The following is a 22,814-nucleotide window of genomic DNA, read 5'->3' on the forward strand; positions in this document are numbered from 1 at the left end:
TTATTATGGAATTACAGGGAAAAAAGGTTCTGGTGTTTGGATCCGGCAAAAGCGGGATCGGAGCATCTGATCTTCTGGCAAAGGTAGGTGCTGTTCCTGTTATTTATGACGGAAATGCAGATATTGATAAAGAGGCAGTAGTACATAAAACCAACGGAACCTATCCATTAGAGATTTATGCAGGAAATCTTCCGGAAGAAGTAATTGACAGTCTGGATTTGGTGGTTTTAAGTCCTGGTGTACCTACAGATATTCCGGTTGTAAAGAACTTTTATTCAAAGGGGATTCCGGTCTGGGGAGAGGTAGAACTTGCTTTCCGGGTGGGGGCAGGCGAAGTACTGGCCATCACCGGTACAAACGGTAAGACAACTACCACTGCGCTTCTTGGAAAGATTATGCAGGATGCAAGGGAATCTGTATTTGTGGTAGGAAATATCGGAACCCCTTATACTTCCAAAGCGCTGGAGATGAAACCTTATTCTGTAACAGTGGCAGAAATCAGCAGTTTTCAGTTAGAGACCATTGATCTGTTTGCACCGAAGGTTTCTGCGATTTTGAATATTACAGAGGATCATCTGAATCGTCATCATACTATGGAGGAATACATCCGGGTAAAAGAACTGATCACCAAAAATCAGGGAACTGAGGATATCTGTGTCCTGAACTATGAGGATGAGGTTCTGCGTGAATTTGGTAAAAATCTGGTGCCGAGAGTGGTATATTTCTCCAGTGAGAGAGAACTGGAACAGGGTATCTATCTGGATGGTGATAAGATTATTCTGAAAGATGGAAAAGAAACCATAGAAGTGGTGAGAACAGAAGAACTGAAGCTCCTTGGTAAGCATAATTTTGAAAATGTAATGGCTGCAGTAGCCATGGCTTATTATGATGGGGTCAGTATGGAAAGTATCCGTAAGAGTATCTGCGAATTTACTGCAGTGGCTCACAGAATTGAGTATGTGACAGAGAAGAACGGGGTAGTTTATTACAATGACTCCAAGGGAACCAATCCGGATGCTGCGATCAAGGGAATCCAGGCTATGAATCGCCCCACACTGCTTATTGGCGGAGGTTATGATAAAGAATCCGGTTATGATGAATGGATAGAAGCTTTTGATGGAAAAGTGCGATACCTGGTACTGATCGGGCAGACAAAGGAGAAGATTAAAGAAGCAGCAGAGAAACATGGTTTTCATCATATTATTCTCTGCGAAGATCTGAAAGAGGCTGTTAATGTATGTGCCCGGAAAGCAAATCCCGGAGACGCGGTACTTCTTTCTCCTGCCTGCGCAAGCTGGGGACAGTTTGATAATTATGAGCAGCGTGGAGATATGTTTAAGGAATATGTGAGAAATCTGTAGAATATGATTAGATAAGGCCCTCTTGAGGAGACTGTGATGGTGTCAGAGAGACGGACAGATTTTGAAAAAACAGATATTGTAATGCTGGTGCTGGTGGTAGTGCTGACTGTGTTTGGTCTTGTAATGCTGCTTTCTGCCAGTGAATATAACGGCAGAGTGCGCTTCGGCGACTCTGCCTACTATTTTAAGAAACAGCTGTTTGCAGCAGCTCTGGGACTGGGAATCATGTATCTGATCATGAACCTGGACTATCATTTTTTTGTAAAGCTGGCTCCGATGGCATATCTGGTTTCTGTCGTGTTGTCTGTTGCTGTTCTTTTTGTTGGACAGGAGATCAACGGTTCCAGAAGATGGCTGAATCTGGGCCCCTTATCCTTTCAGCCTTCAGAGTTTGCAAAGGTAGCAGTTATTCTTTTTCTGACCTGGCAGATAGACAGATGGAAAAAGAAAACAGACAGTCTGTGGTTTATGTTCAGAACCATGCTTACACTGCTTCCTATTGTGGGGATTGTGGGATCCAACAATCTGAGTACTGCCCTTATTATTCTGGGAATTGGTGTGGCGCTTATTTTTGTTTCAAATTCCAGATATCTGCCTTTTATAGGAGTAGGAGTACTGGGAATCGGTTTTGCTGTTATTTTTCTGGCTGCAGAAAGCTATCGCCTGGAACGGCTGGCAATCTGGCGAAATCCGGAAAAGTATGAAAAAGGATTTCAGACAATTCAGGGTTTATATGCCATTGGCAGTGGGGGGATTTTTGGAAGAGGACTGGGAAACAGTCTGCAGAAGCTGGGCTTTGTCCCGGAAGCCCAGAACGATATGATATTTTCTGTAATCTGTGAGGAACTGGGGCTTGCAGGAGGCGTAGTACTGATCCTCTTGTTTGTATTGCTCTTGTGGAGACTTTGTGTGAGTATTATGCATGCCCCGGATCTTCAGGGTGCTTTGCTCTGCGGAGGGATTATGGGGCATCTGGCTATGCAGGTGATTTTGAATATAGCGGTAGTTACCAATACCATACCAAACACGGGAATAACGTTGCCCTTTGTCAGTTATGGAGGCACCTCTGTGGTTTTTCTCCTGGGTGAAATGGGGCTGGCACTGGGAGTGAGCAGTCACAGAAAAGGAGTTTATACATATAATAGGAAGTAAGAGGCCCTTTAGGGGTGAAAAATTTGACGGAAATACATGTGGTAGGTGGAAAGTCACTGGCAGGAAATATTTCCATACAGGGATCAAAAAATGCAGCATTGCCTATGATGGCTGCAGCACTGATGCACAGGGGACTCAGTATACTGAAAGGATGCCCAAAGATTTCTGATGTATTCTGCATGGAAGAGATACTGGAAAATCTGGGGGCTGTTACCTGGTGGGAGAATCATGACCTGTATCTGGATTGTACCAATGCGGACAAAACAGAGATACCAGGGGAATTTACCAGAAGAATGCGTTCTTCCGTTATTCTCCTGTCAGCAATACTGGCACGAAACCACAGCTGCAGAATGGGGTACCCGGGAGGCTGCGTCATCGGAAAAAGACCTATAGATATTCACCTGATGGTATTAAAGAAGCTGGGAGCTGTTATCCGGGAGGAAAAATCCGGACTTAAGGGGAAATGCATCGGATTCACAGGTGGATACATCTGCTTTCCCAGAGTAAGTGTGGGGGCTACACAACAGGCGGTGATGGCTTCTGTTCTGGCTGAGGGAGATACTGTCCTGGAAAATTGTGCCAAAGAACCGGAGGTGGTCTGGCTTTGCCGTTTCCTGAAATCCATGGGTGCCAATATAAAGGGAGAGGGAACAAAACAGATCCGAATATGTGGAGTAAACAGGCTGGAATCCGGGAATTTTGTGATACCGCCGGACAGAATCGTAGCCGGAACCTATATCTGTGCAGCTGCAGCAGCAAGAAGTGAGATTACTCTTTCGCGGGTACCAGTGGAGGAAATGAAGGCCTTCCTGGAAGTATATCAGAAAATAGGTGGACAATATTACGGGAAAAGTGGTACACTAAAAATCAATGGAAGAGAGGCGTGTCGTCCTGTGCCATTTGTGCAGACAGAAATCTATCCCGGATTTCCCACAGATCTGCAGGCACCGCTTATGGCTGTTCTCACAGGAAATCCTGGAGAGAGTGTCATACAGGAGCAGATTTTTGAGGACAGATTCGGCAGCGCCTGTCAGATGAGAAAAATGGGTGCACATATTGAGATAACAGGAAACCGGGCCAGGATCACCGGAGGATTTCCGCTAAGAGGAACAGAAGTGGAAGCAGGAGATCTGAGAGGCGGGGCAGCACTTGTACTGGCCGCACTGATGGCAGAAGGAGAGACCTGTATCCGTGGTGCTGAGCTGATCGGACGGGGATATGAACATATCTGTGAAGATCTGAAAGCTTTGGGCTGCAGGATATGGCAGTCCGGTACCAGAAAGAAGGAATATGAATAAAAAAACAAAAAAAATAACAGCATATATTGTTGGCCTGGGCCTCCTGGCAGCAGCAGTTGTTTTATTTACTTATTATAAAGTAGATTCTGTGCAGGTCAGAGGAACCACTCATTATTCAGATGAAGAAGTAAAAAAGATGGTGCTGCGGGGACCGCTGGCCTCTAACTCTGTGCTTGCACCGATGATATACAGCACAACAGATACAGATGATGTTGCTTTTGTAGATGCATTCAAGGTGACCCAGATCAACCGGAATACAATCTGTATCAGTGTAAAAGAGAAAAAGCCTGTGGGGTGTATTCATTATCTGGACAGTTATGTTTTTTTTGACAGAAATGGTATTTTTGTGGAGGGCTCCAAAACCAGGGATGAGTCTGTACCTTATTTTGACGGGATTCAGGTAAACAGTGTTGTTATGGATGAGAAGCTGGATATCAAAGGAGACTCTGTACTGAATACAGCAGTTGCGCTGTCCACTATTTTCCAGAAAAATGAAATGATACCGGATCACATCCAGTTTGACAGCAGTTATTCCATCAGTCTGATTTACGGTGACATTACGGTACAGCTGGGCAAGGATGAAGATTTGGAGGAAAAGATGAACCGGGTGATTGCGATTCTGCCTAAGCTCACGGGCAAGAAAGGAATCCTTCATATGGAAAGTGTTTCTACAGATACCAATACCTTTGAGGAAGAGAAGGAGCCTGTGACAGCAGAAAACTGGAATGGCGGATATGATGAGCAGGGAAATTATACCGGGGACGGTGAATATGATGAAAATGGTAATTATGTGGGTGCCAGACCCCGGACTGCCCTGGATGAAGCCATAGAAAACTGGAATGGTGGATATGACGAAGAGGGAGATTATACAGGAGAAGGCGAATATGATGCCGATGGCAATTATGTAGGACCAAAGCCAACCCAGGAGTCACTGGATGCTCAGGAAAACGAATCTGATGGCACTTCCGCAGATGAGGAAAGTTCAGGGGAAGAAAGCCAGAGTGAAAATGAAAGTGATTATAACGGGGATGACAGCGGAGATTACGATGAAGATAATGAAGATTACAGCGGCGATTATGACAGTGGGTACAATGACAGCTATGACAGTGAGTATTGAGAGTCTCCTGTAAACCCGGAAAAACAGGCTCCCGCAGCATAAAAGAGAGAAGTTTCCCGAAAAAAAGTAGAAAAAAACGAAATTAATGGTTGATTAATTTCCGAAAAAAATATATGATATATCTATATGTAGCTATGACATAAATTACTGAGAAGGATATCAGATAGAAATAAAGGAGGAAGTACATTGTTAGAGATTATGTCAAATGAGGCTGAATCATCTGCAAAGATTATTGTAATTGGCGTAGGTGGAGCCGGAAATAATGCAGTAAACAGAATGGTGGAGGAATCCATCGGGGGAGTAGAGTTTGTAGGTGTAAATACTGATAAACAGGCTTTAACTCTCTGCAAAGCTCCGACTGTACTTCAGATTGGCGAAAAGATAACTAAGGGACTTGGTGCAGGAGCACAGCCTGAGGTTGGGCAGAAAGCTGCAGAAGAGAGCATTGAAGAAGTGAAACAGTTAATGGAGGGCGCAGACATGGTGTTCGTTACCTGTGGTATGGGTGGCGGAACCGGAACAGGTGCTGCACCTGTAATCGCTGCTGCAGCGAAGGAAATGGGTATCCTGACAGTCGGCGTAGTTACCAAGCCTTTCCGTTTTGAGGCAAGAACACGTATGAATAATGCCCTTGCAGGTATTGAGAATCTGAAGAAAGCAGTTGACACACTCATCGTTATTCCAAACGATAAATTACTGGAAGTTGTAGACCGCCGGACAACCATGCCGGAGGCTCTGAAGAAAGCTGATGAGGTTCTTCAGCAGGCTGTACAGGGTATTACAGACCTGATCAACCTGCCGGCACTGATCAACCTTGACTTTGCTGATGTTCAGACAGTTATGACAGATAAGGGAATTGCCCACATCGGTATCGGTGAGTCAAGAGGAGATGACAAGGCTATGGAGGCTGTTCAGCAGGCTGTATCCTCACCTCTTCTGGAAACTACCATCAAGGGTGCTACTCATGTAATCATTAATATCTCCGGAGACATCTCTCTTATGGATGCAAATGATGCAGCAAGCTATGTACAGGAGCTTACCGGAGAGGATGCAAATATTATCTTTGGTGCTATGTATGATGATACTGTTGCTGATTACTGCAGAATTACAGTAATTGCCACAGGTCTGAATGATGAGAATCTTCAGGCAGCCCCTTTCGGAAAAAGAAACACAGCTTCTTCCTTTGGTGCAAGAAGACCTTCTTCCCAGCCATTAGGAGCTAGTAGTACAGTTGCTTCAACAACTGCTGCACCTACTCTGAATATGCCGAGCTTCAGTCTTCCGACTATGAATGCAACACCATTCGGAACAACGAAGACACCTTCCAGCACAGTTCAGAAAAAGGATATTCAGATTCCGGATTTCCTGAAAAACAGATAATCATATGAGAAATGCAAAGGCATGTCTGATGGGACATGCCTTTTTGTATTTTTTCGGAAAAAATCAGAGGTACTGGAAAGTGCTGCATTTTGTATCAGCAGAGCTGTGGGCACCGGAACCCTCTACCTGAATAGAAGAGGCTGTACATTTACAGTCACTGTTATAGGTGCAATTGTGGGCCTGACAGTCAATCTGAATTTTCTCACAGCCACAGCCGCAGCTGTAGCGGTCAGTCACAGAACTGCCGGAACGTTCCTGGAAACTGTCGCAGTTGGTTTCATTGGGGGAAGCTGCATTTTTACCATTGATGTCAATATTACCTCTGGAACAGAGCTGGTCCTTGTTGTAAATACAGTTTGCTGCTGAACATTTCAGAATAGTCATAATTTTGATATCCTCCTTTGGTTGGTATTATTATTGGGCCAGAACAGATTTCTGCTCCTGACCTTCTACAGAATAAGGATGCCCGGAAAAAATAAAAATATGTATACAGAAAAATATTCGGAAAAACAAAAAAGTACTTGACTTACGGGGTGAAACGTGATAGTTTATATGAGTACGTAAGAAAACAAAGCAGAGTTCCACTCTCACCTTAGCGCATTATGGCTGCGGCTTGGGTTTATATTACACAGTGACCAGGGGCAGATTCTGTCAGTGGGTGTGATAACAGAGTGTGGATTTTGTCCACGCTTTTTTTCTGCGTAGATGACAATGAGGGCGACGAGAAGTTATGAAAGTCTATCTAAGGTATGGAGGTGCACTACAATTAGCAATTTAATGATTAATGAACAGATCAGAGACAAAGAGGTACGCTTGATCGGATCGGACGGAGAACAGCTTGGCATCATGTCCGCTAAGGAAGCGATGTTTAAAGCCCAGGCAGCAGGACTTGACCTGGTAAAAATTGCCCCTCAGGCAAAACCACCGGTATGCAAGATCATTGATTATGGTAAATACCGTTATGAGCTTGCGAGAAAAGAGAAGGAAGCAAAGAAAAAGCAGAAGACCATCGATGTCAAAGAAGTGCGACTTTCACCGAACATTGATACCAATGACCTTAATACGAAAGTCAACGCCGCCAGAAAGTTTCTTTCCAAGGGTGACAGAGTAAAAGTAACCTTACGTTTCCGCGGAAGAGAGATGGCACATATGGCAAACAGCAGACATGTGCTGGATGATTTTGCTGAACTTCTTGCTGATGTGGCAACAGTGGAAAAGGCACCTAAGGTTGAAGGCAGAAGCATGACTATGTTTTTAACGGAAAAGCGTTAAATATAATAGAGATACAGATTAAGGAGGAAATTACAATGCCAAAAATTAAAACTTGTAGAGCAGCAGCAAAGCGTTTCAAAAAAACAGGTACAGGAAAGTTAGTAAGAAATAAAGCTTATAAGAGCCATATCTTAACAAAGAAATCTCAGAAGAGAAAGAGAAATTTAAGAAAATCTACTGTTGTTGATTCTACTAATGTTAAGAGCATGAAGAAAGCATTACCATATTTATAAGATCTAATAGAAGAAGACGAACAGGAGGAAATTTGAGAAATGGCAAGAATTAAAGGCGGATTAAACGCAAAGAAAAGACATAATCGTACATTAAAGCTGGCTAAAGGTTACAGAGGAGCCCGCTCCAAACAGTATAGAGTAGCAAAACAGTCTGTAATGAGAGCCCTTACAAGCTCTTATGCAGGAAGAAAGCAGAAAAAACGTCAGTTCAGACAGCTCTGGATCGCTCGTATCAATGCAGCTGCAAGAATGAACGGTTTATCCTACAGCAAAATGATGCATGGTCTGAAAGTTGCTAATGTAGATATCAACAGAAAGATGCTTGCAGAGCTTGCAGTAAATGATGCAGAGGGATTTGCAGCACTTGCTGAGATCGCTAAGAAAGCAATCGCTTAATTTTTAATTTATCATAAGAATTTTGTAGTAATTAAAGATGTATGGAGAAACACAGATGTGTCTTTCCATATGTCTTTTTTTATGTTAACCGGATTCTTTTCCCGGTTTGCAGGAAAAGGTTTTGGAAAAAATGGTAAAAATGCAACAAAAGCAGGTATTGAAATATTGCCATAGACGGTCAAATGTCCCTATATGACGGAAAAAAATATTGGAATTTCACAAATTTCCCTTGCACAGGGAAATATAAGATGTTATAATTCTTACATTATAAATAAGGATGTCAGGGAAGCCAAAGCCGGCTGAAGCATACCGGCTGGCTTTTTGCTTATATGCCATTAGTAAAGAGGGTAAAGATGTCCGGCAGACCCCTGACAGAGATAATCAAGGAGGAATTATTATGAAAAACTGGAAAAAAGCAGTAAGCCTTACTGCAGCTGCAGCAATGGTAATGGCAACAATGGCTCCGGTATCTGTATTTGCAGAGGACGAGACATTCAAAATCGGCGTAATCGGACCTATGACAGGTGATTATGCACAGTATGGTACAAACGTATATAATGCTACCAAGATTGCAGTAGATGAGATCAATGCAAACGGTGGATTCAACGGTTATCAGGTAGAGGTTCTGGATGCAGGCGATGACCAGGGAGATCCGGAGAAAGCAGTTAATGCATATAATGACCTTCTTGACAAGGGAATGCAGATGCTTTGCGGAACAGTAACTTCCGGTTCCTGTATTGCTGTAGGTGCTGAAGCTGCTGAGAGTACTTTCCTTTTCACACCATCCGCAACTGCACTGGACAGCATCACATCCGGAAGCAATGAATTCCGTATGTGCTTTACTGATCCGGCTCAGGGAACCAAATCTGCACAGTTTATTTCCGAACATAAGATTGCTACAAAGGTAGCTGTTCTTTACGATTCAGCTGCAGATTATAATTCAGGTGTTCATGATGCTTTTGTAGAAGCAGCAGCTGAGGGCGGACTTGAGGTTGTTGCAGATGAAGCTTATACAACAGACAGCAATACAGATTATTCTGTACAGCTTTCCAAGATCAAAGACAGCGGCGCAGAGCTTCTGTTCCTTCCGAACTATTATTCAGACAATGCCCTGATCCTTCAGCAGGCATCTGAAGCTGGTATGACAGATATTAAATTCTTCGGTGTAGATGGTATGGATGGTATTCTGAATGTAGAGAACTTTGATACTTCTCTTGCAGAAGGAGTTATGCTTCTGACACCATTCTCTGCTACAGCAACAGATGAAAAGAGCCAGAATTTTGTAAAAGCTTACGGTGATGCCCATAACGGCGAGGTACCGAACCAGTTCGCAGCAGATGCATATGACGTTGTTTATGCAATGCAGCTTGCAGCAACAGATGCAGGAATTACACCGGATATGAGCAACGAGGATATCAGTGCAGCAATGGCAGCATCTATGCTGAACATTGAACTGGATGGTATCACAGGTAAGGCAAAATGGACCGAGGATGGAGAATGTGATAAAGAACCAAAAGCATTCGAGATCAAAAACGGTGAGTATATTGAGATGAAATAATCCAGACAGTGGATCTATAACATTAATATCAGAAGACATTGGGGGTCGGGGGACGGTTTCCGGTATGGAGACCGTCTCCCTTCTCTGTTCTGTCTGATTTACTTATTTATTTAAGAGGTGCGTTATGAGTTTTATATCTTATCTGAAAGACGGCATCAGTCTTGGCAGTATTTATGCGATCATTGCACTGGGATACACCATGGTTTACGGTATTGCAAAAATGCTGAACTTTGCTCATGGTGATGTTATCATGGTAGGTGCTTATGTGATTCTGACCTGCATTACACGTGGGGGAATGTCACCGGTTCTTGCAGTGATTCTTTCCGTTGTAGTCTGTACTGTTCTTGGTGTTGTAATTGAAAAGGTTGCCTACAGTCCGCTGCGAAAGGCTTCTTCCAACCTGGCAGTACTGATCACTGCTATCGGTGTCAGCTATCTGCTCCAGAACCTGGCTCTTCTGATCTTCGGAGCAGATGCCAAGAGCTTCGTGTCGGTAGTGAAAGTTCCGTCTGTTTCTCTGTTTGGAGGACAGCTGGTGATCAAGGGAATTACTATTGTGACAATTCTTGCATGTATTGTTATCATGGTAGGACTTTCCCTTTTTGTAAAAAAGACCAAGCCCGGTCGTGCCATGCAGGCAGTATCTGAGGACAGAGATGCAGCACAGCTGATGGGTGTCAATGTAAATGCTACTATTTCCCTGACCTTTGCTATTGGTTCCGGACTGGCAGCAATTGCAGGCCTTCTTCTGTGTCAGACATATCCTACCCTTACTCCTTATACAGGAGCTATGCCTGGTATCAAGGCCTTTGTGGCAGCGGTATTCGGCGGAATCGGTTCGATACCGGGAGCTATGGTGGGCGGAATCCTTTTGGGTATCCTGGAGATTTTCGGCAAGGCCTATATTTCTTCTCAGGTTGCAGATGCAATTGTGTTTGCAGTGCTGATCGTCGTGCTCCTTGTGAAGCCTACCGGTTTGTTCGGCAAGAACATCCAGGAGAAAGTGTAAGGTGGACGGTATGAAAAAAGTAAAAAATAAAACAACACAGAATAATATGATCAATTATGGGATTGTAATCCTGTTATTTGTGATCGTACAGGTTTTGAGTTCTACAGGCAACCTGTCCAGACTTCTCACAGGACTTCTGGTTCCCATTTGTGTCTATACGATTGCAGCGGTTTCCCTGAATCTTGTGGTAGGATTTTCCGGAGAGCTGAGTCTGGGACATGCAGGATTTATGTGCGTAGGTGCTTTTTCCAGTGCTTTATTTTCCCATGCAATGTCAGATATTCCCCAGATTCCCAGATTTATCCTGGCAATCTTGGTAGGTGCAGCTGTAGCAGCTGTATTTGGTCTGATCATTGGTATCCCTGTACTTCGTCTCAGGGGAGACTATCTGGCTATTGTAACCCTGGCCTTTGGTGAGATCATTAAAAATCTGATCAATGTCCTGTATATAGGGGTTGATGACAATGGACTTCATGTGGCAACAAGCTCAGCAGGACTTCATCTGGAGGCAGGCGGAAAGCAGATTCTCAAAGGTGCATTAGGAATTTCCGGTACAGGTGCGCTTTACAAGGATATTAAGAGTTCCTTCTTTATTATCGGTGTGATCCTGCTTCTGATCACTCTTTTCATTGTACAGAATCTGGTTCATTCCAGAAGTGGACGTGCAATCATGTCTACCAGGGACAATCGTATTGCAGCAGAGTCTGTGGGAATCAATATTACGAAATATAAGCTGCTGGCGTTCACCATTTCAGCAGCCCTGGCAGGTGTGGCAGGTGTGCTTTATGCCCACAACCTTTCCCTGCTGAAGGTTTCTGTATTTGATTATAATATGTCCATTCTGGTTCTGGTTTATGTAGTTCTGGGTGGAATCGGAAATATCCGCGGATCTATTATTGCAACCATCATTCTTTATGCTTTACCGGAGCTTCTCCGTGGATTTGCAAATTATCGTATGCTGATTTATGCCATCGTACTGATCGCCATGATGCTCTTTAACTGGGCACCTGCTGCCAGAAACTGGAGAGCAAGGGTGATGGAGAAAGTTCGTGGATCAAAAAATAAAAGGGAGGTGGCCTGATCATGGCAATGCTGGAAGTAAATCATCTGTCTATTCAGTTTGGCGGTCTCCGCGCAGTAGACGGATTTAATATGACCATTGAAAAAGGTCAGCTCTATGGTCTGATCGGACCTAACGGTGCAGGAAAGACTACCGTATTTAACCTCCTTACAGGTGTGTACAAACCAACAGAGGGAATTATCCGTCTGGATGGCGAGGACATTACCGGAAAAAGCACTATTGAGATCAACAAGGCCGGAATTGCCCGAACCTTCCAGAACATCCGTCTTTTCAAAGAGCTTTCCGTGTTGGATAATGTTAAAGTAGGGCTTCATAATCATCATACATACTCTACTCTTACCGGTATTCTGAGATTGCCGAAATATTATAAGGTAGAAAAGGAAATGAATGAACGTGCCATGGAAATCCTGAAGGTTTTTGATCTGGACAGGGAGGCAGAGACCCTGGCCGGCAATCTGCCTTATGGTAAGCAGCGTAAGCTGGAGATTGCCAGGGCACTGGCCACAGATCCCAAGCTTTTGCTTCTGGATGAGCCGGCTGCAGGTATGAATCCCAATGAAACTCAGGAACTGATGGATACCATCCGTTTTGTGCGTGAGCATTTTGATATGACGATTCTTCTCATTGAGCATGATATGAAACTGGTTGGCGGTATCTGTGAGAAGCTGACAGTCCTGAACTTTGGTCAGGTTCTGACTCAGGGAGAGACTGCTTCAGTGCTGAAGGATCCTGCGGTTATCACTGCATATCTGGGAGAATAGGAGGAACAAATCAATGGCAATGTTGGAAGTAAAGGATCTCCAGGTGTATTATGGCGTGATCCAGGCATTGAAGGGGATTTCTTTTGAGGTTAACCAGGGTGAGGTTATTGCACTGATCGGTGCCAATGGTGCCGGCAAGACCACTACTCTGCAGACTCTCACAGGAATTCTTTCCCCAAAATCCGGAAGTATTGTATTTGAAGGCAAGGATCTGACCAGAACGCCTGCCCATAAGATCGTAGAGATGGGAATGGCCCACGTTCCGGAGGGACGTCGTGTATTTGCAGATATGAGTGTATATGAGAATCTGCTTATGGGTGCTTATACCAGAAAAAATAAGGCGGAAATAGAGGACAGTCTGAAAAGTGTATATAAAAGATTCCCAAGACTGGAAGAACGTAAAGGCCAGAGAGCCGGAACTCTTTCAGGCGGTGAACAGCAGATGCTTGCCATGGGACGGGCACTGATGAGCAAACCAAGGATTATTCTTATGGATGAGCCGTCTATGGGACTTTCCCCCATTTTTGTAAATGAAATCTTTAATATCATTAAAGAGGTAAGTGACAGTGGAACTACAGTTCTGTTGGTGGAACAGAATGCAAAGAAGGCATTGTCCATCGCTGACAGAGCTTATGTACTGGAAACAGGCAGTATCACCCTGGAGGGAAAAGCCAGTGACCTGCTGAACAATGAGTCTGTGCAGAAGGCTTATCTGGGTGAGTGATACCACATAATAATAGAATGGAACAGGAGGGGTTTTTATGGAAAATTTTGCAATTACCATTGCAAGGCAGTATGGAAGTGGCGGACGTACTGTTGGAAAAATGCTGGCAGAGAAGCTGGCAGTGCCTTTTTATGACAAGCAGATTATTCAGATGGCATCTGATGAGAGTGGCATTGATGTAAAGCTCTTTGGACAGGTAGAGGGAGGTATGAGTGTGAAGCCTTCTCTGTTTAATAAGAGTGGTCTGTATAAGGGGGATTTGATTCCACCTACAGATAAGGGATTTATTTCAGATGAAAATCTGTTTAATTATCAGGCAAAGGTTGTAACAGATTTGGCTGATAAGGAGTCATGCGTAATCGTTGGACGGTGTGTAAATTATGTGTTTAAGGACCGGCCGAATACTCTTCGTGTGTTTGTTCATGCTCCCTGGGATTTCCGTGTAGAGAAATCCAGAGGAAAGATCAGCGGCGGTGATGAGGAAATTGAGAAGTTTCTGCGTAAGGATGATAAGCGGAAACAGGAATATTACAGGAGATTCGCAGGCGGGGACTGGAGTGATGCCACGAATTATGATCTGTGTCTGAATGCCGGGAAACTGGGATTTGAGAAGTGTGTGGAGGCTATTCTGGCACAGATGGAAGTGATGGGAATAGGGAAGTAAGATAAAGTAAAGAGGGACGCCGAGCAATCATATTTGATTTTCTGTGCGGTTTCGGTGTCTAAGTAAATCTAGGTATAAAAAAAGCTGCTAAATGCGTTCATAAAAAATCCAAAACTCGCCTTACGGCTCAGACAGTTGGATTTTTTATGAACAACGCAGCTTTTTTTATACTAAGATTTACTAAGACGCCTGCAAATGCACTGAAAATCAAATATGATTGCTCGGCTGTTTTATTACTTTATACGGAAGGTACAAGGTAAATCATGAGGGGGACTTGATTTTTTTCTGGTAGTCTTTTAGGGTTTTTTCGTAGCCTATGTCGCTTAGTTCGTAGAAGTGATCGTTTGCAATCTCATTGGGGAGGTATTGCTGGTCTACGTAGTGGTTGGGGTAGTCGTGGGCGTATTTGTAGCCGATGCCGTGGCCGAGTTTTTCGTGGCCGCCGTAGTGGGCGTCCTGGAGGTGGGGTGGGACTGTTGTTTGGGTTCGTTTGACGGAGTCCATGGCTGCGAAGATGGCGTTGACTGCGGAGTTGCTTTTGGGAGCGCAGGCCATGTAGGTGACTGCCTGGGAGAGGATGATCTGGGATTCGGGCATTCCTACCCTCTCTACTGCCTGGGCTGCTGCGACGGCTACGCAGAGGGCCTGAGGGTCTGCATTCCCGATATCCTCGGAGGCTAGGATCATAATCCTGCGGGCGATGAATTTAACGTCTTCTCCGGCGTAGAGCATTTTGGCCAGGTAGTATACGGCTGCATCGGGATCAGAGCCTCGCATACTTTTGATAAAGGCGGAGATGATGTCGTAGTGGTTATCTCCGTTTTTGTCGTAGCGTACGACCCGTTTCTGGATGCATTGGGATGCCACATCAAGAGTGATATGGATGAATCCGTCTTCGCTTCTGGGAGTGGTAAGGATGCCAAGCTCAATGGCGTTGAGGGCATTTCTGGCATCTCCCCCGGCCATGTCTGCAAGGAAGTCCAGAGCATCAGTATCTATTTGAGCTTTGTAGTTTCCCATTCCTTTTGTCTTATCATTGATTGCACGAAGGATGAGTTCTTTGACTTCGGAAATTTCAAGGGATTTCAGCTCAAAGATGATAGAACGGGAGATCAAAGCGGCATTGACTTCAAAATAAGGATTTTCGGTTGTAGCGCCGATGAGAATAATAGTTCCATCTTCCACGAAAGGAAGGAGGTAGTCCTGCTGGCCTTTATTGAAGCGGTGGATCTCATCAATGAAGAGGATGGTTTTCTTTCCGTACATGCCCAGATTCTGCTGTGCTTCTTTTACTACGGCTTCCATATCTTTTTTTCCTGCTACAGTGGCATTGATCTGAGTAAATTCTGCGCTTGTGGTGTTGGCAATAACCTTTGCCAGAGTGGTTTTTCCTGTTCCTGGAGGACCGTAGAAGATAACAGAGGTCAGTTTGTCTGCTTTGATGGCTCTGTATAATAAGGTATCCTTTCCAATGATATGCTGCTGGCCTACCACTTCGTCCAGAGTAGCAGGGCGCAGCCTGGATGCTAATGGGGATTCACGGTCAAGGGTTTTTGATTTTGCATATTCAAATAAATCCATAGTATTTCTCCATAATAATATAATAAAGAAAATGTGTGAGCTATAAAAGCTCCTCCATTATTTTACCGTATATTTCCTGGCTGTGGGCAGGCCATTTCTGGCACATGGATTTGGCAGCTTCCAGATTGGGGGCAGCGATGTTCAGGTCAATGAGAGAATTCCCTTTCTCTATAAGCTGACATCGCACAGAATAATCTCCCTGCTTGGTAATATAGTAATCAGCAGAGGTGACAATTCTGTCTTCTGCCTTAAATCCTGCAGAGTTCAGATATTCCTTTACTTCCTGCTTGATTTCGGAAGACAAATCCTGCTGGAAAAAGGAGAGGGTTTTGCACCCATCTTCTGTAATCCGGTAATGTGAGGTGTTAGAGCGGGTATCCTTATTTACAAGCTCTGCTTCTACAAGCTCTGAAAGAGCCTGCTGGAGATGAAAATAATTGGTGTATCCCCGATCAAGGATAAATTCGGAAATCTGGGAATTAGTCAGTGTATCATCTGCGTTCTGAAGCATGTATAATACGATGAGTTTATAAATAGTATAAGGTGTTGCCAATTGGAATCCCTCCCTTTCAATTGATCTGCCAATTTGTTTGCCTGCCCTGATAATTATGGCTTTCTTTCATCTGATGGTGTAAAAGATTCAGTACCTCCCGCTTCCTGCTGGCCCACAATGGGGCTATGAGGAGATCCTTGGGACCGTCACCGGTGATTCGGTGGATCACCATATCCGGTCTGAGGTGTTCCAGACAGCTGATTACCAGAGAAATATATTCGTCTCGTTCATAAGTGCAAAACAGGCCCTTTTCATAATCAGAGGCCAGATCAGTTCCCCGGAGTACATGGAGCAGCTGTAGCTTGATCCCCTGGATGTCCTGGTGATTCAGATACTCCATAGTGTTCAGGATATCCTGGGTACTTTCTCCGGGAAGACCGAGAATGGTGTGAACGATTACTTCTATGTCTTCACTGCGTAAGCGCCTGACTGCATCTTCAAAGCAAGACAGGGGATAGCCCCTGCGTATGTAGGCCGCAGTTTTTTCGTGAATGGTCTGCAGTCCCAGTTCTACCCACACAGGCTTCTGCCGGTTCAGCCTGGAGAGAAGTGTTACCACATCCTTCCCCAGACAGTCAGGTCTGGTGCCTATGGATAATGCTGCAATACCCGGATGTGACAGGGCTTCTGTAAATATTTTTTCCAGATATTCCACAGGTGCATAAGTATTGGTAAATGCCTGGAAATAAGCGATATATTTATGTATGGGTCTTTTGGCCGAAAGGATGGAAATCTGTCTGTCAATCTGTTCGGTGATGGACAGACTGCTGTCTGCGGCGAAATCTCCGCTTCCTCCTGCACTGCAGAAAATGCAGCCTCTGGTTCCAAGCTTTCCGTCCCGGTTGGGACAGGACATCCCACCGTTTAGTGTTACTTTATAAACTTTTTCTCCGAACCGTTCCCTGAGCATATAGTCCAGAGAGTGGTAAGGCTTTTCTCCCCATTTCATCATACAGCCGGTGTATTCCGTGAAGTATCATCAGGAGTTTCCTCAGAACCTTCTGCTGAGATTTCGTCCTTTTCGGGAATGATATAATTATCGAAAATCTTTACCAGGAAATGCCCGTTGATAAAAGCAAGCAGGGCAAAGCCCACCAATATAAAAAGCAGAATGGCCACGGACTGTACCCGGAAGTCCGGAATAAAGAAAATGGCGGCAGGTGCAATGGTGATCAGAGCCATAAGGATGGTATAGGGCAGATGCATGATGGACATCAAAAAAGCATTCCGGAAAGTATTTTTTACAGAGTTGTAAAACTTTGCCAGTACCGGATAAATGTACAGGAATACTGCCAGATAAATAATACCTAAGGCGATAAAGATGATATATAATACGTTGGACATGGAACCGCCCATCTGTCTGACGATATTCGTATCAAAATATAATACTCCGGCTATAAGGAGCATGATAAGATTGATAATGGTTGACTGCTTGAAGTTCTGCTTAAAGGACTTGAAAAAGCTTCTGATAATGTAGGATTCCTCATTTCGTGCCATTTTCAGGGTGACATAGTGAAGGGCTGTCAGGGAAGCTCCGATAGTAACAACCGGGAGACAGCAGATGACAAAAACCACATTCAGCATAAACAGATCTGCAGCCCTTCCCATAAAGCTGAAAAATTTGTTGTCCATATTAAAAAGTTTATCCATTTTAATAACTCCTCGTATAATAAGTTTGTATTGGGTTTACCTATAAGTATAACCAATCACACTGGAAAAAGCAAATTTTTTTATGGATCAAGAAGCTGGTCAGCAGTGACAAAATCATAGCCTTTTTCTGTAAGCTCATCAGCGATGGCAAGTGCTGCCCTGACAGAGCTGTCATAGCTGTCATGCATGAGGATGATGGAACCATCCTGCACATTTTTGCGCACAATATCCAGAATACTTTCGGGATTCTGACTTTGCCAGTCCAGAGTATCCACATCCCAGAATACGGGAAGCATGGTGACAGGAAGCTCCAGATCCTTTTTCCAGGCTCCGTAAGGTGGTCTGAGACAGGTAGGGTAGGTTCCGGTAATATGGTAGATCAGGCTGTTTGTCTTTAGAATTTCCCTGCTGGCTCTGGAAGGAGAAATTTTGTCCAGCTGTACATGACTCCAGGTGTGGCAGCCGATCAGGTGACCGTCCTTCTGCATCCGGAGAAGCAGCTCTTTATTTTTCAGGATATTTTCGCCCAGGAGAAAAAAGGTGGCATGTATGTTTCTTTTGCGTAAGCCCTCCAGCAGAAGTGGAGTGTATTTGGCATTGGGGCCATCGTCAAAGGTCAGGGCAACCCGTGGAGCTTCTACTTTTGTAACAGATGTTCTGCCGGCAGTTTGGTTGAGAGAATTTTCAGTGGTTGTATAAAAATGGCAGAACAACAGAAAAATACAGAGAAAAACCGGAATGATCCAAAACAGGAATCTGTGAATTTTCATATTCTATTTTCCGCGGCAAAGCTACTGTTTACGCTGTGTCCAGTAACCTGGCAAATTATTATTTAATTATATATATAAAAAAAGAAAGCAAATGATGCAGATTTATTGTATAATGAAATTTATCAAACAAAAGGAATGACAATTATGAAAAAGAAAGGGATGACTCTCGGGCTGCTCCTGTCAGGAGCGGGGATTCTGATTTTGCTGTATATGACAGGAGAGTCTTATTTAAATGGTCTGGCAGGTTCAAACCGGCAGATGCAGGCAGATACAAAGGAATATATGTATAAATATGATATGATCGTGGATAATCCGGAGTCGTCTTTTTGGCAGGCTGTGTATGCAAGTGCAGAAAAGTGGGCCAGGGAGAACGACAGTCTTCTGGAGCTTAAGGGAACAGATGAGGAGTCTCAATATACCAAATTGGATTATATGAATGTAAGTATTGCATCCAGGGCAGATGGAATTATCCTTCAGTACAGTGGGGAGGATGGCCTGGAAGATAAGATTGATGAGGCTGTTGCAGATGGAATCCCGGTGGTGACTTTGATGAATGATGCTGTTCACAGCAAGCGCCAGACCTTTGTAGGGGTAAGTGATTATCAGCTTGGAAGTGCCTATGGCGAAAAGGTGGCAGATTATGTTACCCGGGATACGAAGAATATTCTGATTTTATTGAAAAGAAACATTGATGATATGAATCAGAGTCAGATATACACGCAGATCAGCAATGCTGCCCAGGCAAAAACAGGAGCCGGACAGCCGGTAACTGTAAGTGTGAAAAATCTCCTTTCTTCCGGTACCTTTGGGACAGAGGAAGCGGTTACGGATATCTTTCAGCAGAGAAATAAAGTGCCGGATATTCTGGTATGTATGGATGCAGACACTACAGAGTGTGCCCGCCAGGCAGTGCTGGACTTTAATCTGGCGGGAAAAGTAATCATCATCGGCTATTATACCTCTCCGGATATCCTTACAGCTGTGGAAAAAGGAGTACTTGCCCTGACCTGTGATGTGGATACAGAACAGATGGGAAAATACAGTATAGAGGCACTGACAGAATTTCAGAAAGATGGCAGATCCAATTCCTATTATAATGTAGATATTAATTTCCTGGATAAGGATGCAGCCAGGTCATTACGAAGGGAGGGATTGTCGGAATGAAGCGAATCCGCTGGAAAGATTTTTCCCTTGTAAGTAAAATTGTCATAGAGGTGGGACTGATCGCAGGACTGCTTTTTACGATGAACCTGTTATTCTATGTGCGGATCAATATTTCCATGCAGAAAATGGATAATGTATATGCCAGCAATGCCCAGCTGACAGATTTGTCTCAGGTATTTGAGCAGGTACAGGACAATATGTATGAATATCTGAAAGTAAAAAGTTCTCAGTCCCTGATGGATTATTACCAGAATGAAGCCAGGTACAGAAATGAACTGGAGAAGCTCAATGACAAAAATATCAATGATTCGGTAAAGCTTCTGGAGCGTAATATCCGGAAAATGTCTGAGACCTATCTGGACTGTACTGCTGAGACAGTCGCAGCCAAGAGAGGCAGGAATGTAGAAAAATATAAGCGGAAATATGAGGATTCCATCAGACTCTACAGTTATATTCAGACAGCCATTGATGAATTAAATAATCAGCTTTTTAAGGAGAATACCAGCAGCTATTCTGTATTACGTCAGATGATGCGGTATCTGGAGACCAGTAATATAATTTTTATGCTTGTGATCGTGGCAGTGGGAATGCTCCTGCTGATCATGGCAACCAGAGGAATGTTCCGTTCGCTGACCAGTATGGCAGAGACTGCCCAGCTGGTGGGACAGGGAAATTTCCATATGAAAATGCCGGATACTGATTCTCAGGATGAGCTGGGGGAGGTAACCAGGGCTTTTAACACTATGGTGGAGAATCTGGATGTCTATATGGCGAAGACAAAGGAAAGTATGGAGAAGGAGCAGCAGATGATGGAAAGAGAACTCCTGATGGAGAATCATCTGAAGGAGGCTCAGCTAAAATATCTTCAGTCTCAGATCAATCCTCATTTCCTTTTTAATTCCCTGAATGCAGGCGCGCAGCTGGCCATGATGGAGGATGCGGAGAAAACCGGAATCTTTGTGGAAAAGATGGCAGACTTTTTCCGGTATAATGTAAAGAAGGGACAGGAGGATGCTACTCTGGGAGAGGAGCTGGAGGCAGTAGACAACTATATTTATATTTTGAATGTGCGGTTTGCAGGGGATATTCATTTTAGCAGTGACGTGGATGAATCTGTGGAGAATGTCCGTGTGCCAAGTATGATCCTTCAACCGGTAGTGGAGAATGCAGTGAACCATGGAATCAGGGATATTGACTGGGAAGGTCAGATTCATCTTACGGTGACCAGGGATCCAAGGGGAATCTGTATCAGTATCTGTGATAATGGCAAGGGTATGAGTGAAGAAGAGATTCAAAATGTGCTTTCCGGAAATAAGGAACACAGTACCCAGGAGGGAGATTCTACTGGAATCGGCATGAATAACGTGATCAGCCGTCTGGAGCTTTATTATGAGCAGCCGGATCTGCTGGAAATTTACAGTGAGGGTGCAGGAAAGGGAACAGAGGTAGTGATTCACATACCTCTCATAAGGTAAGAGTGACATGTACAGAATTTTGCTTGCAGATGATGAAGGTATCATGCTGGAATCATTAAAAAAAATCATAGAATCTAATTTTGGAAATGAATGTGAGATCCACACTGCCAAATCAGGCAGAGTGGTGGTGGAACAGGCGCAGGCTTATCCGCCGGATATCTGTTTTATGGATATTCAGATGCCGGGGATCAGTGGAATCCAGGCTATCAGGGAAATCCAGAAGTTTAACAGCTCAGTGGTTTTTGTGATTATTACTGCTTATGATAAATTTAATTATGCCAAGGAAGCAGTAAATCTGGGGGTAATGGAATTTCTCACCAAACCGGTCAATAAAAAGGTGATTCTGGAAGCCTGTATGAAGGCTATGGAAAAGGTAGACCAGACCAGGCAGAAACGCAGTGATGATTTGAAAATCAGGGAAAAACTGGAAACCGTGGTACCTATGATCGAGAGTGGATATATCAATAATATCCTGCTTCAGGATGATTTTGTTACCTACCAGGATAATTATACAGAGCTTCTGAATATTCATCAGAAATATGGATATATGGTAGTGGTAGAGTTTGGAGATTCCATGGAAAATGGAGTTTTGAGTAATGCTGTGGGAGCCGGTGTGAGAGCGAACCGTTTTTATTCTACTTTCCGGGAGATTGCCCAGGATTTCTTTGAATGTCTGGTGGGGCCTATTATGGGAAACAGAATTGTGCTGCTGGTGCCCTATGAGGAGAATACAGAGGATTATGAAGAACGTGTGGCAATCGTTACCAGAGCCAGAAACATGGTACACAAGCTGGAAAACCGTATTGACAGTATGTTCCGCTGTGGTATTGGAAGGGTGAAGGAGCTTGGAAGTGTGAAGGAATCCTTTCAGGAGGCTGTGGTAGCTCTCAGGGAGAGTGTCAGCCATGTGGTGCACATTGAGGATGTACCGGTAGCCCAGAAGTATGACGGTGAATATCCTAGAGATCTGGAATCCAGGTATGTGCGGAGGATCCTTGACAAGGATGCTGCTGGTGCCCTGAATTGCGTAGAGGGATTTTTTACCTGGATGATGGGACAGCCATCTGTTTCCAGAGAAGATGTGGAAATCAAGATCCTGGAACTTGTGATGGATGTAGAACGCCGTGCCTTTTTGGCAGGTGCTATGAAATATAATGTAAACTACAGGAGAAGCTACATCCGTGAACTGCAGTCCTGTGCTGACATGAATGGACTGAAAAACTGGTTTCTGGATAAGACCAGGGATATCTGTGCCAGAATGGAGGACTCCAGGGAGAAAGAAGAACTCAGTATTATTGAGAAGGCACGAAGTTATATTAATGAGAACTTCCGCAGGGACATTTCCCTGGATGATGTTTCCAGGGAAGTGGATATCAGTCCCTATTATTTCAGTAAGCTGTTCAAACAGGAGACAGGTAAGAATTTTATTGAATATCTTACGGAGATCCGTCTTCGCAGTGCCAGAGAGCTTTTACAGAATTCACAGTATTCCATCAAGGAGATCTGTGCGCAGTCCGGTTACAGTGATCCTAATTATTTCAGCAGGATATTCAAAAAGTATGAAGGTGTGACACCCAGTGAATTCAGAGAACATCGGAGATAGATGGCTGCGATG

General features: G+C 44.1%; 23 protein-coding genes. 17 read left to right on the forward strand and 6 right to left on the reverse strand.

Annotated elements, in window-relative coordinates; translation table 11 throughout:
* Positions 1 to 5 precede the first annotated feature (5 nt).
* The 5 genes from murD to ftsZ all read left to right on the forward strand — a co-directional run bounded on the left by murD (position 6) and on the right by ftsZ (position 6,308).
* On the forward strand, positions 6 to 1,361 hold the full coding sequence (gene murD / locus ACTNC6_RS00855) for a UDP-N-acetylmuramoyl-L-alanine--D-glutamate ligase (RefSeq protein WP_173742249.1): 1,356 nt from the start codon (positions 6 to 8) through the stop codon (positions 1,359 to 1,361).
* Between the two features lie 36 nt (positions 1,362 to 1,397).
* Positions 1,398 to 2,513 carry an FtsW/RodA/SpoVE family cell cycle protein gene (locus ACTNC6_RS00860; RefSeq protein ID WP_441042961.1) on the forward strand — a complete coding sequence of 372 codons (1,116 nt, stop codon included), beginning with the start codon at positions 1,398 to 1,400 and terminating at the stop codon, positions 2,511 to 2,513.
* 14 nt (positions 2,514 to 2,527) lie between these two features.
* Positions 2,528 to 3,811 (forward strand): UDP-N-acetylglucosamine 1-carboxyvinyltransferase, encoded by a 1,284-nt coding sequence (gene murA, locus ACTNC6_RS00865; protein ID WP_441033815.1) that lies wholly within the window; start codon positions 2,528 to 2,530, stop codon positions 3,809 to 3,811.
* Positions 3,804 to 4,928, forward strand: a complete 1,125-nt coding sequence (locus tag ACTNC6_RS00870) for a cell division protein FtsQ/DivIB (RefSeq protein WP_441033817.1) — start codon at positions 3,804 to 3,806, stop codon at positions 4,926 to 4,928. The genes murA and ACTNC6_RS00870 overlap by 8 nt, the downstream gene beginning before the upstream one ends.
* A gap of 198 nt (positions 4,929 to 5,126) precedes the next feature.
* Complete coding sequence (ftsZ, locus tag ACTNC6_RS00875) at positions 5,127 to 6,308, forward strand: cell division protein FtsZ (RefSeq protein ID WP_441043084.1); 1,182 nt, start codon at positions 5,127 to 5,129, stop codon at positions 6,306 to 6,308.
* A 63-nt stretch (positions 6,309 to 6,371) separates the two neighbouring features.
* Here ftsZ and ACTNC6_RS00880 read toward each other — a convergent pair whose 3' ends face one another.
* Positions 6,372 to 6,692 (reverse strand): DUF1540 domain-containing protein, encoded by a 321-nt coding sequence (locus tag ACTNC6_RS00880; RefSeq protein ID WP_019162772.1) that lies wholly within the window; start codon positions 6,690 to 6,692, stop codon positions 6,372 to 6,374.
* Positions 6,693 to 7,085: 393 nt separating this feature from the next.
* Here ACTNC6_RS00880 and infC point away from each other — a divergent pair, with 393 nt between their 5' ends.
* The 9 genes from infC (at position 7,086) to ACTNC6_RS00925 (ending at position 14,006) form a co-directional block, all read left to right on the forward strand.
* Positions 7,086 to 7,580, forward strand: coding sequence for a translation initiation factor IF-3 (gene infC / locus ACTNC6_RS00885; protein WP_019162771.1), 495 nt, complete (start codon positions 7,086 to 7,088; stop codon positions 7,578 to 7,580).
* Positions 7,581 to 7,615: 35 nt separating this feature from the next.
* Positions 7,616 to 7,813, forward strand: a complete 198-nt coding sequence (gene rpmI / locus ACTNC6_RS00890) for a 50S ribosomal protein L35 (RefSeq protein ID WP_019162770.1) — start codon at positions 7,616 to 7,618, stop codon at positions 7,811 to 7,813.
* A 39-nt stretch (positions 7,814 to 7,852) separates the two neighbouring features.
* On the forward strand, positions 7,853 to 8,209 hold the full coding sequence (gene rplT, locus ACTNC6_RS00895) for a 50S ribosomal protein L20 (protein ID WP_019162769.1): 357 nt from the start codon (positions 7,853 to 7,855) through the stop codon (positions 8,207 to 8,209).
* Between the two features lie 397 nt (positions 8,210 to 8,606).
* Positions 8,607 to 9,767 carry an ABC transporter substrate-binding protein gene (locus ACTNC6_RS00900; protein WP_441033821.1) on the forward strand — a complete coding sequence of 387 codons (1,161 nt, stop codon included), beginning with the start codon at positions 8,607 to 8,609 and terminating at the stop codon, positions 9,765 to 9,767.
* 124 nt (positions 9,768 to 9,891) lie between these two features.
* Positions 9,892 to 10,776, forward strand: coding sequence for a branched-chain amino acid ABC transporter permease (locus ACTNC6_RS00905; RefSeq protein WP_303241846.1), 885 nt, complete (start codon positions 9,892 to 9,894; stop codon positions 10,774 to 10,776).
* 10 nt (positions 10,777 to 10,786) lie between these two features.
* The gene (locus ACTNC6_RS00910) at positions 10,787 to 11,857 is read left to right on the forward strand and encodes a branched-chain amino acid ABC transporter permease (RefSeq protein WP_441033823.1); all 1,071 of its coding nucleotides are present in this window, start codon (positions 10,787 to 10,789) and stop codon (positions 11,855 to 11,857) included.
* A 2-nt stretch (positions 11,858 to 11,859) separates the two neighbouring features.
* Positions 11,860 to 12,618 carry an ABC transporter ATP-binding protein gene (locus ACTNC6_RS00915; RefSeq protein WP_173742242.1) on the forward strand — a complete coding sequence of 253 codons (759 nt, stop codon included), beginning with the start codon at positions 11,860 to 11,862 and terminating at the stop codon, positions 12,616 to 12,618.
* A 13-nt stretch (positions 12,619 to 12,631) separates the two neighbouring features.
* Entirely contained in the window at positions 12,632 to 13,342 is a 711-nt protein-coding gene (locus tag ACTNC6_RS00920; RefSeq protein WP_019162764.1) for an ABC transporter ATP-binding protein, read from the forward strand.
* A 37-nt stretch (positions 13,343 to 13,379) separates the two neighbouring features.
* Entirely contained in the window at positions 13,380 to 14,006 is a 627-nt protein-coding gene (locus ACTNC6_RS00925; RefSeq protein ID WP_303241849.1) for an AAA family ATPase, read from the forward strand.
* A gap of 261 nt (positions 14,007 to 14,267) precedes the next feature.
* Here the strand turns inward: ACTNC6_RS00925 and ACTNC6_RS00930 are convergent, their stop codons facing one another.
* The 5 genes from ACTNC6_RS00930 to ACTNC6_RS00950 form a co-directional block, all read right to left on the reverse strand.
* Complete coding sequence (locus ACTNC6_RS00930) at positions 14,268 to 15,587, reverse strand: replication-associated recombination protein A (protein WP_441033826.1); 1,320 nt, start codon at positions 15,585 to 15,587, stop codon at positions 14,268 to 14,270.
* A 40-nt stretch (positions 15,588 to 15,627) separates the two neighbouring features.
* The gene (locus ACTNC6_RS00935) at positions 15,628 to 16,140 is read right to left on the reverse strand and encodes a DUF4364 family protein (protein ID WP_303241851.1); all 513 of its coding nucleotides are present in this window, start codon (positions 16,138 to 16,140) and stop codon (positions 15,628 to 15,630) included.
* A 16-nt stretch (positions 16,141 to 16,156) separates the two neighbouring features.
* The gene (locus tag ACTNC6_RS00940; RefSeq protein ID WP_441033828.1) at positions 16,157 to 17,092 is read right to left on the reverse strand and encodes a TIGR01212 family radical SAM protein; all 936 of its coding nucleotides are present in this window, start codon (positions 17,090 to 17,092) and stop codon (positions 16,157 to 16,159) included.
* The gene (locus ACTNC6_RS00945) at positions 17,089 to 17,790 is read right to left on the reverse strand and encodes a YesL family protein (RefSeq protein WP_441042962.1); all 702 of its coding nucleotides are present in this window, start codon (positions 17,788 to 17,790) and stop codon (positions 17,089 to 17,091) included. Before ACTNC6_RS00945 ends, ACTNC6_RS00940 begins: the two co-directional genes overlap by 4 nt.
* An 80-nt stretch (positions 17,791 to 17,870) precedes the next feature.
* Complete coding sequence (locus ACTNC6_RS00950) at positions 17,871 to 18,560, reverse strand: polysaccharide deacetylase family protein (RefSeq protein WP_441033832.1); 690 nt, start codon at positions 18,558 to 18,560, stop codon at positions 17,871 to 17,873.
* 144 nt (positions 18,561 to 18,704) lie between these two features.
* Here ACTNC6_RS00950 and ACTNC6_RS00955 point away from each other — a divergent pair, with 144 nt between their 5' ends.
* The 3 genes from ACTNC6_RS00955 to ACTNC6_RS00965 are packed head-to-tail and all read left to right on the forward strand — an operon-like array spanning position 18,705 to position 22,802.
* A complete protein-coding gene (locus ACTNC6_RS00955; RefSeq protein WP_441033834.1) occupies positions 18,705 to 19,724 on the forward strand; it encodes a substrate-binding domain-containing protein in 1,020 nt (339 codons plus the stop codon).
* A complete protein-coding gene (locus ACTNC6_RS00960) occupies positions 19,721 to 21,199 on the forward strand; it encodes a sensor histidine kinase (protein ID WP_173742233.1) in 1,479 nt (492 codons plus the stop codon). The genes ACTNC6_RS00955 and ACTNC6_RS00960 overlap by 4 nt, the downstream gene beginning before the upstream one ends.
* 7 nt (positions 21,200 to 21,206) lie before the next feature.
* On the forward strand, positions 21,207 to 22,802 hold the full coding sequence (locus ACTNC6_RS00965; protein WP_441042963.1) for a response regulator: 1,596 nt from the start codon (positions 21,207 to 21,209) through the stop codon (positions 22,800 to 22,802).
* Positions 22,803 to 22,814: the final 12 nt, after the last annotated feature.

It is taken from the genome of Blautia sp. HCP3S3_C4, from assembly GCF_052064095.1.
In the GTDB taxonomy this organism is placed as follows: Bacteria; Bacillota; Clostridia; order Lachnospirales; family Lachnospiraceae; genus Blautia_A.